This window comes from Janibacter terrae, assembly GCF_039636765.1.
GTDB classification, from domain to species: domain Bacteria; phylum Actinomycetota; class Actinomycetes; order Actinomycetales; family Dermatophilaceae; genus Janibacter; species Janibacter terrae.
In genome coordinates, this window is sequence record NZ_CP144167.1 from 644,111 (window position 1) to 656,385 (window position 12,275).

Annotated in this window: 13 protein-coding genes; 8 read left to right on the forward strand and 5 right to left on the reverse strand. The window is 74.1% G+C overall.

Annotation, left to right across the window (positions count from 1 at the left end):
- Window positions 1-80: 80 nt before the first annotated feature.
- From V3C34_RS03235 to V3C34_RS03250, 4 genes are all read left to right on the forward strand, one after another.
- On the forward strand, window positions 81-554 hold the full coding sequence (locus V3C34_RS03235) for a pyridoxamine 5'-phosphate oxidase family protein (protein WP_068327187.1): 474 nt from the start codon (window positions 81-83) through the stop codon (window positions 552-554).
- A 103-nt stretch (window positions 555-657) separates the two neighbouring features.
- Entirely contained in the window at window positions 658-1,908 is a 1,251-nt protein-coding gene (gene egtB, locus V3C34_RS03240) for an ergothioneine biosynthesis protein EgtB (protein ID WP_346008051.1), read from the forward strand.
- A complete protein-coding gene (gene egtD / locus V3C34_RS03245) occupies window positions 1,905-2,846 on the forward strand; it encodes an L-histidine N(alpha)-methyltransferase (RefSeq protein WP_346008052.1) in 942 nt (313 codons plus the stop codon). Before egtB ends, egtD begins: the two co-directional genes overlap by 4 nt.
- A gap of 4 nt (window positions 2,847-2,850) precedes the next feature.
- Window positions 2,851-3,474 (forward strand): hypothetical protein, encoded by a 624-nt coding sequence (locus V3C34_RS03250; protein ID WP_346008053.1) that lies wholly within the window; start codon window positions 2,851-2,853, stop codon window positions 3,472-3,474.
- Here the strand turns inward: V3C34_RS03250 and V3C34_RS03255 are convergent.
- The 4 genes from V3C34_RS03255 to V3C34_RS03270 are packed head-to-tail and all read right to left on the reverse strand — an operon-like array spanning window position 3,456 to window position 6,698.
- Window positions 3,456-4,805: a deoxyribodipyrimidine photo-lyase gene (locus tag V3C34_RS03255; protein ID WP_346008054.1), complete on the reverse strand. Its 1,350-nt coding sequence runs from the start codon at window positions 4,803-4,805 to the stop codon at window positions 3,456-3,458. The two genes, V3C34_RS03250 and V3C34_RS03255, sit on opposite strands and share 19 nt — an antisense overlap.
- Window positions 4,805-5,815, reverse strand: a complete 1,011-nt coding sequence (locus V3C34_RS03260; RefSeq protein WP_338538992.1) for an NADP-dependent oxidoreductase — start codon at window positions 5,813-5,815, stop codon at window positions 4,805-4,807. Before V3C34_RS03260 ends, V3C34_RS03255 begins: the two co-directional genes overlap by 1 nt.
- Before the next feature lie 5 nt (window positions 5,816-5,820).
- Window positions 5,821-6,243 (reverse strand): organic hydroperoxide resistance protein, encoded by a 423-nt coding sequence (locus V3C34_RS03265; protein WP_068327176.1) that lies wholly within the window; start codon window positions 6,241-6,243, stop codon window positions 5,821-5,823.
- Window positions 6,240-6,698, reverse strand: coding sequence for a MarR family winged helix-turn-helix transcriptional regulator (locus V3C34_RS03270; RefSeq protein ID WP_068327173.1), 459 nt, complete (start codon window positions 6,696-6,698; stop codon window positions 6,240-6,242). The genes V3C34_RS03265 and V3C34_RS03270 overlap by 4 nt, the downstream gene beginning before the upstream one ends.
- Window positions 6,699-6,784: 86 nt before the next feature.
- Here V3C34_RS03270 and V3C34_RS03275 point away from each other — a divergent pair, with 86 nt between their 5' ends.
- Genes V3C34_RS03275 through V3C34_RS03290 form a run of 4 tightly spaced genes read left to right on the forward strand, consistent with a single transcriptional unit; the run spans window position 6,785 to window position 8,622 of the window.
- Entirely contained in the window at window positions 6,785-7,111 is a 327-nt protein-coding gene (locus tag V3C34_RS03275) for a metalloregulator ArsR/SmtB family transcription factor (RefSeq protein WP_346008055.1), read from the forward strand.
- Window positions 7,111-7,614, forward strand: a complete 504-nt coding sequence (locus tag V3C34_RS03280) for an SRPBCC family protein (RefSeq protein ID WP_338538991.1) — start codon at window positions 7,111-7,113, stop codon at window positions 7,612-7,614. The genes V3C34_RS03275 and V3C34_RS03280 overlap by 1 nt, the downstream gene beginning before the upstream one ends.
- Window positions 7,611-8,135 (forward strand): DinB family protein, encoded by a 525-nt coding sequence (locus V3C34_RS03285; protein WP_346008056.1) that lies wholly within the window; start codon window positions 7,611-7,613, stop codon window positions 8,133-8,135. The genes V3C34_RS03280 and V3C34_RS03285 overlap by 4 nt, the downstream gene beginning before the upstream one ends.
- A 4-nt stretch (window positions 8,136-8,139) precedes the next feature.
- Window positions 8,140-8,622: a DUF664 domain-containing protein gene (locus tag V3C34_RS03290; protein WP_346008057.1), complete on the forward strand. Its 483-nt coding sequence runs from the start codon at window positions 8,140-8,142 to the stop codon at window positions 8,620-8,622.
- Between the two features lie 22 nt (window positions 8,623-8,644).
- On the opposite strand, the gene V3C34_RS03295 is transcribed toward V3C34_RS03290, so the two are convergent.
- Complete coding sequence (locus tag V3C34_RS03295; RefSeq protein ID WP_346008058.1) at window positions 8,645-12,271, reverse strand: transglutaminase family protein; 3,627 nt, start codon at window positions 12,269-12,271, stop codon at window positions 8,645-8,647.
- Between the last annotated feature and the right edge of the window lie 4 nt (window positions 12,272-12,275).

A 12,275-nucleotide genomic window follows, 5' to 3' on the forward strand; every position in this document is an offset into this window, starting at 1 on the left:
CAAGCCTCGCCAGGACGTGTCGCGCGGTGCCGGGTGGGTATGGCCTAGGGACCCACCGCACGACGACCCGAGGAGCCACGATGGCCGCAGACGAGATCGACACCGTCACCAAGATCATGGAGGACACCAGGATCGCCGTCCTCACCTACGTCGAGGGCGGACGACTGGTCTCCGTGCCGATGGGCACGCAGGACCTCGACGACCCGGGGACGGTCCACTTCATCACCGAGGCCGACTCGGACAAGATGCACGCGATCGCCGCCAACCCGCAGGTCAACGTCACCTACTCGAGCGACGACGGCTGGGTCAGCCTGAGCGGCACGGCCGCCCGCAACGACGACCGCGAGCTGCTCGAGCGGCTGTGGGACCCCTCGGCCGGCGCCTTCATGGAGGGCGACGCCGACAACCCCGCCAACACCCTGCTCACGGTGACCGCGGAGACCGCCCGCTACTGGGCCACGCCCGGCAGCATCGCGACGGTCGTGCAGATGGCCAAGGGCCTCGTCAGCGACAGCCGGCCCGACCTCGGCGACAGCGGGACCGTCTCCCTCTGAGCGGGCGCCTGTCGGGGGTCTGGCGTAGCGTCGTCCCTGTCCGAAGCTCCACATCTCCCGGTGCCCGGCGGTGGTCGTCAACCCCCGTCGCATGGAGGACAGCATGACCACGACCGCCCCACGCGCAGACGTCACGTCGCTGCTCGAACGCTTCCGCAGCGTCCGTGAGCGGACCGACCGGCTGACCCGTGACCTCAGCCCCGAGGACCAGACCCCGCAGTCGATGACCGAGGCGAGCCCGGCGAAGTGGCACCGCGCCCACACGACGTGGTTCTTCGAGGAGTTCGTCCTCGGCGCCGATCCCGGCTACCGGCCGCGCGACCCTGCCTTCCGGTACCTCTTCAACAGCTACTACGAGGCGGTGGGCGAGCGGCACCCCCGCGCCGCCCGTGGCCACGTGACCCGCCCCGGCGTCGCGGAGGTCGCGGCCTACCGGGCCGATGTCGAGCAGCAGGTGGCCGAGCGGCTCGAGGCGGGCACGCTCGAGGAGGCGCAGGTCGCCCTCGTCGAGCTCGGCTGCCACCACGAGGAGCAGCACCAGGAGCTGCTCCTCATGGACCTCAAGCACCTGCTGTCGGGCAATGTCCTGCAACCGGTCTACGTCGAGCGGGCCCCGGACGCGGACCCGGCGACCGCCCCCGACCCGCTGCGCTGGACCCACGTCCCGGGCGGGGTGACCCACGTCGGTGACGACGGTGCGGGCTTCGCCTTCGACAACGAGCGCCCGCGCCACCGGGTGTGGCTCGAGGACGTCGAGATCGGCGCCCGTCAGGTCACCAACGCCGAGTGGCTCGAGTTCATCGGCGACGGCGGCTACGCGCGCCCCGACCTGTGGCTCTCCGACGGGTGGGCGAGCGTGCAGGCCGCCGGGTGGCGCGCGCCGGGCTACTGGCGCGAGGACGACGACGGGGGGTGGACCACCTTCACCCTCTCCGGCCGTCGACCGGTGGTCGCCGCCGAGCCGGTGTGCCACGTCTCCTTCTTCGAGGCCGACGCGTTCGCCCGCTGGGCCGGCCACCGCCTGCCCACCGAGCAGGAGTGGGAGGCGCGGGCCGCGAGCGGGCGCGAGGTGCGCGGGGGGCTGCTCGACCCGGAGCGCTGCCACCCCCTTCGCGCGGCCGAGGTGACCGTCGGCGACGTCTGGGAGTGGACGGCGAGCGCGTACGTGCCCTACCCCGGCTTCGAGACGGCGCCGGGTGCGGTCGGCGAGTACAACGGCAAGTTCATGAACGACCAGCACGTCCTGCGCGGCGCGTCGGCGATCACCCCGCCCGACCACCCGCGCACGACCTACCGCAACTTCTTCCCCGCCGCCTCACGCTGGGCCTTCTCCGGACTGCGCCTCGCCCGATGAGCCGCGAGGAGCTCGAGGCCGACCTGCGCGCCGGGCTGTGGGCGGACCCGCCGACGCTGCCGCCGCGCTGGTTCTACGACGAGCGCGGCAGCCGTCTCTTCGACGAGATCACCGCACTGCCCGAGTACTACCCGACCCGGGCCGAGCACGAGATCCTGCGCCGGCGCAGCACCGAGATCGTCGCGCTCACCGACGCGCGGAGCCTGCACGAGCTGGGCGCCGGGACCGCGACCAAGACGCGCGAGCTGCTCGATGCCCTGACGGCCGGCGGCCGCAGCGCGCTGTACGCGCCGCTCGACATCAGCAAGGAGGTGCTCCTGGAGGCCGCGGACCGGCTCCGGTCGGACTACCCGAGCCTGCGGGTCGAGCCGGCCGTCGCCGACTTCCACCGCCTGCCACCCCTGTCCGGCGAGCCCGGCGGGCGGCTGCTCGCCTTCCTCGGCGGGACGATCGGCAACTTCGAGGAGGATGAGCGCGCGGTCTTCCTCCGGATGGTCCACGCTGCCCTCGACCCGGGGGACCACCTGCTCCTCGGCGCCGACCTCGTCAAGGACCGCGAGCGTCTCGTCGCGGCCTACGACGACGCGGCCGGGGTCACGGCGCAGTTCAACCTCAACCTCGTCGACGTCATCACCGGCACCACCCCCGTCACCGGGCTCGACCGGGCCGACCTCGTCCACGAGGCGGCGTGGGACGAGGACTCCTCGCGCATCGAGATGCGCCTGCGGGCGGTGCGGGACGTCACCGCGGACTTCACCGCCATCGGGCGCACCTGGCACCTGCCGGAGGGGGAGCACCTGCGCACCGAGATCTCCCGCAAGTTCGACCTCGCCGCGCTGGGTGGCGAGCTGGCCGGCCACGGCTTCGAGACGGCGGCGACGTGGACCGACGACGCCGGGGACTTCTCGCTCACCCTCGCCCGCGTCACGGCGGGCTGAGCGCGTGGACGCGCTGGTGCTCGACCGCTTCCGCGGGCGGATCCTCGGCGCCGGGAGCAGCAGCGGGCTGCGTCTGGTCATCGGTGACTGGTCGACCTCGCCGCTCGGCTCCTTCACCGACGTGATGGTCGCGACTGCGGACGACCGCCGGGTCCTGCTCGCGCCGGACCGGGCCGTCGCGGAGTACGTCGCCGCGACCTACACCTTCGACGAGGTCCGGCTCTGCCCGGTGGTGCTGGGCGTCGGCGGGGACACCTGGCAGCTCGACGCGGGACCGCTGGCCTGCCGCCTGGGGCTGGGCACCCGCACGCAGGTCGGCCGGCTGCTGCGACCCCTGCCCGAGAGGGTGGGCCGCAGCCGCGTCTTCGCCCACCTCGCCGACCCGGTCGCGCGGCGACTCCTGCCGGGGGTGCGGACGGTGGGCAGCGCCGGAGGGGGGCGGCGCGAGTACTACGGCGCGCACGACCAGCACCACGTGACCTCCCTGACCGGCACCTGGGAGGGCGCGGACCTCGGCGGGCTCGCCCCGGTGCGCCCGGCGCCGCGGTTCGGGTTCAGCTCGACGCCGGTCACGCCCAGCCTGACGCGGGTGACGACGACCGTCGCGCGTCAGGTCGCCGCGTCGTAGCGGGCGAGAGCCTCGAGGCGCTCCTCGGCGTGGTCGACGACCCGCTCCGGGTAGCCGTGGGCGTACCCGGAGTCGTGCTTCCACGGCTCGTGCGCGGCCGCGCCCCCGAGGTGGGCGAGCTCCGGCACCCACCGGCGCACGTACTCGCCGTCGGGGTCGAAGCGCTTGCCCTGGGTCACGGGGTTGAAGACCCGGAAGTACGGCGACGCGTCCGTCCCGGTGCCGGCGACCCACTGCCAGCCGTGGTTGTTGGACGCGAGGTCCCCGTCGAGCAGGTGGTCGAGGAAGTGCTGCGCGCCGAGCGGCCACCACACGTGCAGGTCCTTGGTGAGGAAGCTCGCCGTCACCATCCGTACCCGGTTGTGCATCCAGCCCTCCCCGAGCAGCTGCCGCATCCCGGCGTCGACGATCGGGTAGCCGGTACGGCCCTCGCGCCAGGCCTCGATCGCGTCCTGCGGCTCGGCGTAGCGAAGGGGGAGCGGCCGCAGGTCCTCGTGGGCCGAGTCCGGGTTGGCCCACAGCACGTCGGCGTAGAACTCCCGCCACGCGAGCTCCGTGCGGTAGGTCTCGGCCCCGTCTCCGCGCGCACCGCGCAGGTCGGCCAGGAGCTGGCGGGGGTGGACCACCCCGAGGTGGAGGTCGGCGGACATGCGCGAGGTCCCCTCCACGGCCGGCAGGTCGCGGTCGTGGGCGTAGTCGGCCAGGGCCCCGTCGCGGAAGCGCTCCCAGCGGCGCCGGGCGGCGTCCTCCCCCGCCGCGGGCAGGTCGATCGGGCACTCGCGCTCGGCCCGGTCGAGCATCGCCGCGACGCGACCGTCGTCGTCGGCCTCGACCCACTCGACACCGCGCGGGGCGTCCAGCGGCTCGTCCCAGCCGTGCTCGCGCCAGGCCGCGGCGAAGGGGGTGAAGACCTTGAAGGGGGTAAGCCCCTTCGTCCTCACGGAGCCGGGGTCGACGGCGTAGGGCGAACCGGTGGCGACCCCTTCGACCCCCAGCTCGCGCAGCGCCGCGACGACCCGACGGTCGCGCTCGACGCCGCCCGGCTCGCTCTCCCGGCTCACGTGCACCGAGGTCGCTCCCACCTCGCGGGCGACGCGCGGCACGACGTCGGCCGGGTCGCCGAGGCGGATGACGAGCCGCCCGTCGAGGGACGCGTCGAGCGCGCGGAGGGTGGCGGCCAGCCAGGCGGCCTTCGCGCGGCCGGCCGGCCCCCACATCGACGGGTCGACGACGAAGAGCGGCAGCACCGGCCCGCGGGAGGCGGCCTCGTGCAGCGCCGGGTGGTCGCGCAGCCGCAGGTCCCGGCGGAACCACATGAGCGAGGTGGACATCAGAGGCGGACGAGCATCTTGCCGGTGTTGGCGCCCTCGAGCAGGTCCATGAAGGCCTGCGGCGCGGCGTCCAGGCCGTCGCGGAAGGTCTCGTCGGCCTGCAGCCGTCCCTCCGCGAGCCAGCCGGCGGCGCGCTCGCGGTACTCGCCGGCGAGCCGGGGGTACTGACCGACGATGAAGCCGCGCAGGGTCAGCCCCTTGCCGATCGCCTGCATGAGGTTGCGCGGCCCGGGGGTGGGGTCGGTCGCGTTGTACTGCGAGATCGCGCCGCACAGGGCCACCCGCCCGTGCAGGCGAAGGGAGGAGATCGCCGCCTCGAGGTGGTCACCGCCGACATTGTCGAAGTACACGTCAATGCCGTCGGGAGCCGCGGCGAGCAGCCCCTCGCTGACGGGCGCCGTCTTGTAGTTGAAGGCCTCGTCGTAGCCGAGCTCGAGGACGCGGGCGACCTTGTCGTCCGAGCCGGCGGAGCCGACGACGCGCCCGGCGCCGAGCGCCTTGGCGATCTGGCCCGCCAGCTGTCCCACGGCCCCGGCCGCGCCGGAGACGAAGACGGTGTCCCCCTCGCGCATCTCGGCGACCGCGGTGAGACCGACGTAGGCGGTGAGGCCCGGCATCCCGAGGACGCCGAGGTAGGCGGACGCGGGGGCCCTGTCGGTGTCGACGACCGTGACGGACCCGCTCGGCAGGACCGCGTGCTCCCGCCAGCCGGAGCCGTGCAGGACGTGCTGCCCCACGACGACGTCGGGGGAGCGCGAGGCGATGACCTGGCCGACGGCGCCGCCGTCGAGCGGGGCGTCGACGCGGAAGGGGGCGACGTAGGACTTCACGTCGTTCATCCGGCCGCGCATGTACGGGTCGACGGACATGACGACGTTGCGCACGAGGACCTGGCCCTCGGCGAGCTCGGGCAGGTCGACGTCCTCGAGGCGGAAGTTGTCGCTCGTCGGAGCGCCGGTGGGGCGCGAGGCGAGGACGATCTGCCGGGTGGTGGTGGGGATGTCGCTCATGGGCCTCAGTCCTGGGTGACCGTGACGGTCACGTCGATGTTGCCGCGGGTGGCGTTGGAGTAGGGGCAGACCTCGTGGGCCCGGTCGGCGAGCTGCTGGGCGGTCTCGGTGTCGAGGTGCGGCAGGGTGACCTCGAGCTCGACGGCCAGCTGGAATCCGCCGGCGTCGGTCGGGCCGATGTGCACCCGGGAGCCGACGGAGGAGTCGGTGACGTCGGCCTTCGCCTGGCGGGCGACGAGCTGCAGCGCGGAGTGGAAGCACGCCGCGTAGCCGACGGCGAAGAGCTGCTCGGGGTTGGTGCCCTCTCCGGAGCCGCCCATCTCCTGCGGGATGGCGAGGTCGAGGTCGAGCCGGCCGTCCGAGGTGCGGCCGTGGCCGTCCCGACCGGCGCCGGTGGCGAGGGCCTCTGCGGTGTAGATGGTCTTCATCGTGCTCCTTCGGTGGTGGGGTGGTCGAGGCGTGCTGCGGACTCGCAGAAGCGCTGGGCGAGCTCGCGCAGGGTGGCCAGCTCCTCCGGCTCCATGTCCACGGCGTCGTACAGACGGCGCTGGACCTCGGCGACCCGGGACTCGAGCGCGCGCCCGGCCGGGGTGAGGTGGACCGTCACGCGACGGGCGTCGGGGCCGGTGCGCCGGCGCTCGACGAGACCGCTCGCCGACAGGCGCCCGAGGAGGGGGGAGAGCGTCCCGCTGTCGAGACGCAGCGCCTCGCCCAGCTCGGACACCGCCTGGGCGTCGCGCTCCCACAGGGCGAGCAGCGTGACGTACTGGGTGTACGTCAGGCCCAGCTCCGCGAGGGCCTCGCGGTAGGCCGACGTGGCCGCCCGCGACGCCGAGTAGAGCGCGAAGCAGACCTGGTGGTCGAGCTGCTGGTTCGTCTGCACCCGATGAGCATTGCACGCAATTGAGTTGTGCGCAATGCATCTGAATGTCCAACACGATATATATCGATTTGTGTATGCTATGACCCATGGACGCCGTGCTGCACGCCTTGGCCGACCCGCACCGGCGGGTCATCGTCGAGGCGCTCACTGCCGGCGAGGCGGCCGCGGGCGAGCTCGGCGCACTCGTCCCGATCGCCCAACCTGGGGTCTCGCGCCACCTGTCGGTGCTGCGCGAGGCGGGGATCGTCGACGTCCGCCGCGAGGGGCAGCGCCGGATCTACCGGTTGCGCCCCGACGGGCTCGTCGAGGTCGGTGACTGGCTCGAGCAGCGCCGGCAGGACTGGGAGCACCGGATGCAGGCACTGCACACCGAGGTGGCGCGTGGCCGACGAGAGCGACGAAGGAGCGAGTGATGGCACCGATGGGCAGGAGCGGGCTGCTGGGTGAGGTGTGGGTGGCCGACGGCGTGCCGGTCGTCCACGTCGAGGACGTGTACGACACGGACATCGACGACCTGTGGGACGCGATCACCGAGCCCGCGCGGCTGGGCCGGTGGGTCGCGAGCGTCGAGGGGGACCTGCGACCGGGCGGTCTCTTCCGCGCCTCCTTCACCAGCGGGTGGGACGGTGGCGGTCGGGTCGAGGTCTGCGAGGCACCGCACCGCCTGCTGCTCACCATGGAGCCCGGTGCTGCCGACGAGACCACCATCGAGGCCGTGCTGAGCGCCCAGGACGGGGGCACGCGCCTCGTCGTCGAGGAGCGGGGGATCCCCGTCGAGCAGGCACCCGACCACGGCGCCGGGTGGCAGGCGCACCTCGAGGACCTGCGGGCAGTCCTCGACGGCCGTGTGCCCGGGTCCTGGTCGCAGCGCTGGGCCGCGCTGCGGCCGGCCTACGCGCCGGTGCAGCGCCCGTGACCGGCCCGGCGTCCCCCGAGCGCGACGGGCTCCTGGCCGCTCTCGGGGCGCAGCGGGCCAGCGTCCTGGCGATCGTCTCCGACCTCGACGAGGCCTCGTGGCGCAGCTCGGTCGTCCCGAGCGGGTGGACCCCGCTCGGACTCCTGGAGCACCTCGGCGGGGCCGAGCGCCTCTGGGGGCAGGTCGTGCTCGGCGGCCGCGTGCCACCGCGGCCCCGTCCGCACGCGGCGGAGGCCGGCGAGGAGGAGACCGGCGAGGAACCGTCGGGGTTCGTGTCCGACCGCGAGGTCGATGACGTCCTCACCTTCTACCGGGACCAGTGCGCGCAGACCGACCTCGTCCTCGAGGGGCTGGCCCTCGACGACCGGCCCCCCGGTGTGCGCCGACCGGACCTGCCGACGCCCGTCACCGACGTCCGCGACGTGGTCCTGCACCTGGTCGAGGAGACCGCGCGGCACGCCGGGCACCTCGACATCGCCCGCGAGCTGCTCGACGGGCGGACCGGGCTCGGTCCACGCTAGGCCCATGGACGACGCCCACCTGCTGACCCACCTCGCGACCGAGCGCACCCACGTGCTGCGGGCCGTCGACGGCCTCGACGAGCCCGCCATGGGCCGCGCCGCCGCCCCCTCCGGCTGGACCGTGACCCGGCTGCTCAACCATCTCGCCCTCGACGACGAGATGTTCTGGATCTCGGCTGTGCTCGGTGCCGACCCCACCGCGATCGCCGCCCTGCGCGACGGCTGGGCGGCCGGGCCCATGACGGGCGCCGAGGCCGTCGAGCTCTACCGGCACCGCATCGCCTGCAGCGACGAGGTCCTCGCGACGGCCGACCTCGACGCCCCGCCGCGCTGGTGGCCGCCGGCGGAGGTCTTCGGCGGGCCCCCCATGTCCGACGGGCGCGAGGTCGTCTTCCGCGTGCTGACCGAGACAGCGGTGCACGCCGGACACCTCGACATCGTGCGTGAGCTCGTGGACGGCCACCAGCACCTCGTGGTGGGCGGCTAGCGAGCCACCCCGAGCGAGCGGGTCAGCCCCCGACCGTCCGCTGCACGGCGCCCTCGGCGCTCGTCTCCACCACCGGCGCGCCGTCCGCGGGAGGCATGCCGGCGTCGGCTGCCTCCGGCGTGGACGTCGAGAACTCGTCCTCCGTGCCGGGGGCGTGGTCCGTCCCGGGGAAGCGCCGCAGGTCGAGCGTCACGGGGAAGTCCGTGACGGCCGGGCCGAAGCCCGCTCTCGGGTCCGGCAGGGCCGACACGTCGACCGGCCCGGGGGTGTGGCCGTCGGTGACGAAGCGCGCCGCGCGCCGGGACTCGGCCGACGCCGCGTTGACCGGGAAGGAGTCGTAGGCGACGCCGCCCGGGTGGGTCACGTGGTAGGTGAACCCACCGAGCGAGCGGCCGGCCCACCGGTCGACGAGGTCGAAGACGAGCGGCCCGTGGACGCCGATCGTCGGGTGCAGCGCCGACGGCGGCGCCCAGGCCCGGTAGCGGACGCCACCGACGAAGGCGCCGGTGCTCCCCTTCGCCCCGACGGGTCCGCCCCAGCCCTGCTCGGCGACGGGGACCATGGGCACGGGGACGCCGTTGCACGTGACGACGTGCCGGCCCTCGACGAGGCCGACGGCGCGGACCTGGACCTTCTCGACCGAGGAGTCGACGTATCGGGCGGTGCCGAACTGGCTGACCTCCTCGCCGAGCACGTGCCACGGCTCGATCGCCGTGCGCAGCTCGAGCTCTACTCCGGAGATGACCGTGTCGCCGAGCCGCGGGAAGCGGAACTCGAGGAAGGCGTCGAACCACGCCGGGTCGATCCGTCCGGCGCCGACACGCTCGAGGTAGCGGTTGACGTCGTCGATGACATCGCGCAGGTCGGCGGCGACGAAGGCCGGAAGCAGGTACCGGTCGTGCAGCCGCGTGCCCCAGTGGACGAGGGGCGCGGTGTACGGCTCAACCCAGAAGCGGGCGACGAGCGAGCGCACGAGGAGCGCCTGGAGCAGCGCCATCCGCGGGTGCGGCGGCATCTCGAAGCCGCGCATCTCGAGCAGCCCGAGACGCCCGCGCTCCGTGCCGGGGGCGAAGAGCTTGTCGATGCAGAACTCGGCCCGGTGCGTGTTGCCCGTGATGTCGGTGAGCAGGTGGCGCAGCAGCCGGTCGGCGAGCCAGGGGCGGGTGCCGCGCCTGGCCCGGTGGTCCTCGTCGAGCGGGTCGGTGATCGCACTCTCGTCGTGCTCCATCGCGATGACGTGCTCGAGCTGCGCGAAGGCGATCTCGAGCTCGTAGAGCGTGTCCGCCCGCCCCTCGTCGACGCGTGGCGCCTGCGAGGTCGGGCCGATGAAGCGCCCGGAGAAGAGGTAGCTGAGGGCCGGGTGGTGCTGCCAGTAGGTGACGAGCGAGCGCAGCAGGTCGGGGCGGCGCAGCATCGGGCTGTCGGCCGCGGTCGGGCCGCCGAGCGTCAGGTGGTTGCCGCCGCCGGTGCCGGTGTGCGAGCCGTCGAGGTCGAACTTCTCCGTCGACAGATGGATCTGGCGGGCGTGCTCGTAGAGGCCCTCGGTCTGCTCGACGAGCTCGGGCCACGAGGCGGTCGGGGTCACGTTGACCTCGATGACGCCGGGGTCGGGCGTCACCGACATCGTGCGGACCCGGTCGTCACCGGGCAGGGGGTAGCCCTCGAGCACGACCGGGTGTCCGACCTCAGCGGCCGCGCCCTCGACCGCGCTGACGATCTCGAGCGCGTCCTCGAAGGCCTCGACGGGCGGCAGGAAGACGAAGAGGTGGCCCTCGCGGTGCTGCACGGCGAGCGCCGTGCGCGGCGCCTCGTCGATCGGCAGGACGCGGGCGGGCGGGACGTCGACCGGCTCCAGCGCGGCCGGGTCGAGCGCGGGCAGCGCTCCGCGGGGCTCGAAGGGGGAGCGCTCCGGTGTCGTCGGCCCCTCCGTCCACGAGATCGAGGACAGCGGCAGCCGCAGGCCGGCGGGGGAGTCGCCGGGCACCAGGGCGAGGAAGCCGCGCCGGGTGCGCCAGGTCGTCGTCGCCCAGCCCTCGCCGTCGGGCGCGGGGAAGATCGGCAGGACCCACGCGGTCGGGGTGTCCGGGTCGGCCGCGGTGTCGACGGCCGCGAGGGCGGCCGCGCGCCGGGCCTCGTCGGAGACCTCCTCGGCGTCGGGCGCGAGGTCACCGGGGGTCGGCGCCGCGCCGTCCGGGCGGCGGGCCTCGAGCACGAGCCGCTGGAGCGGGTCCTCCACGGCCGGGACGAGCTGCTCCGGCGGGACGCCGAGCCGGCGGGCGATGCCGAGGGCCAGGTCGCGCGCGGCCCCCACGGCCTCGGGGGCGTCGGACGACTCGCGGGTCGGCCCCCACGGGTCGTCGAGCAGGTCGGGATCGCGCCACAGGGGCTCCCCGTCGGCCCGGGAGGCCAGTGCGATCTGCCAGCGCGGGAGCGGCTCGCCCGGGTACCACTTGCCCTGGCCGTGGTGGCGCAGCGTGCCCGGCCCCGACAGGCGGCGGGCGAGGGCCATGGCGAGCTGTCGCTTCTCCTCGCCGTCGGCGGCGGTGTGCCACTGCGGGTCCTTGGTGCCGCCGGCCGCGACGAAGGTCGGCTCGCCGCCCATCGTCAGGCGCACGTCACCGTCGGCGAGCAGGCCGTCGACGGCCGCGCCGAGCGCGTTGATCCGCGCCCAGTCGTCCTCGGAGACCGGCCTGGTGACGCGAGGGTCCTCGGCGATCCGGGTCACGGTGTTGCTGAAGCCGAAGGTGACGTCGGTCGGTGCCGTCGCGCCGCTGATCGGCGCCGCGGAGGTCGGGTGCGGGGTGCACGAGAGCGGGATGTGCCCCTCGCCGCAGAGCAGGCCGGAGGTCGCGTCGAGCCCGACCCAGCCGGCGCCGGGGATGTAGACCTCCGCCCACGCGTGCAGGTCGGTGAAGTCCTGCGCGGGGCCGTTGAGGCTGTCGTCGCCGACGGCGCTCAGGTCGGCGGTCAGCTGCACGAGGTAGCCCGAGACGAAGCGCGCCGCGAGCCCGAGCTGGCGCAGCGCGGAGACGAGCAGCCAGGCGCTGTCGCGGCAGGAGCCGATGCCCCGGTCGAGCGTGTGCTGCGGCGTCTGCACGCCCGGCTCGAGACGCACGGTGTAGTCGACGCTCTCCCGGATCGCGCGGTTGAGCGCGACGACGAAGTCGACGATCCGCGTGCCCTCCCCGGCAGCCGCGTCCCGCGGGGCGGTGAGCAGCGACGGCAGCCGCTCCTCCAGCCAGGCGCTCACCCCGGGCGCCGGTCCGCTCCCTTCGCCCCCGTCGTCCACCGGGGTGAGGTACGGCGCGAGGTCGTTGCGCAGCTGCTCCGGGTAGGCGAAGGGGTAGGTCGCCGCCCAGTCCTCGACGAAGAAGTCGAAGGGGTTGATGACCGTCATGTCCGCGACGAGGTCGACGGTGATCTCGAGCCGGGCGACCGGCTCGGGGAAGACGACGCGCGCGAGCCAGTTGCCGAAGGGGTCCTGCTGCCAGTTGAGGAAGTGGCCCTCGGGCTCGATGCGCAGGGAGTAGCTCGGGATCGGCGTGCGCGAGTGCGGGGCCGGCCGGAGCCGGATGGTGTGCGGGTAGACCCGGACCGGCTCGGAGAACTCGTAGGAGGTGCGGTGCTCGAGGGCTACGCGGATGGTCACGTCG

What these genes read in the sequence shown, in the direction of transcription:
- V3C34_RS03235 (WP_068327187.1), top strand. Translation starts at nt 81, where the DNA reads ATGGCCGCAGACGAGATCGACACCGTCACCAAGATCATGGAGGACACC.
- egtB (WP_346008051.1), top strand. Translation starts at nt 658, where the DNA reads ATGACCACGACCGCCCCACGCGCAGACGTCACGTCGCTGCTCGAACGC.
- egtD (WP_346008052.1), top strand. Translation starts at nt 1,905, where the DNA reads ATGAGCCGCGAGGAGCTCGAGGCCGACCTGCGCGCCGGGCTGTGGGCG.
- V3C34_RS03255 (WP_346008054.1), bottom strand. Translation starts at nt 4,805, where the DNA reads ATGTCCACCTCGCTCATGTGGTTCCGCCGGGACCTGCGGCTGCGCGAC.
- V3C34_RS03260 (WP_338538992.1), bottom strand. Translation starts at nt 5,815, where the DNA reads ATGAGCGACATCCCCACCACCACCCGGCAGATCGTCCTCGCCTCGCGC.
- V3C34_RS03265 (WP_068327176.1), bottom strand. Translation starts at nt 6,243, where the DNA reads ATGAAGACCATCTACACCGCAGAGGCCCTCGCCACCGGCGCCGGTCGG.
- V3C34_RS03275 (WP_346008055.1), top strand. Translation starts at nt 6,785, where the DNA reads ATGGACGCCGTGCTGCACGCCTTGGCCGACCCGCACCGGCGGGTCATC.
- V3C34_RS03280 (WP_338538991.1), top strand. Translation starts at nt 7,111, where the DNA reads ATGGCACCGATGGGCAGGAGCGGGCTGCTGGGTGAGGTGTGGGTGGCC.
- V3C34_RS03290 (WP_346008057.1), top strand. Translation starts at nt 8,140, where the DNA reads ATGGACGACGCCCACCTGCTGACCCACCTCGCGACCGAGCGCACCCAC.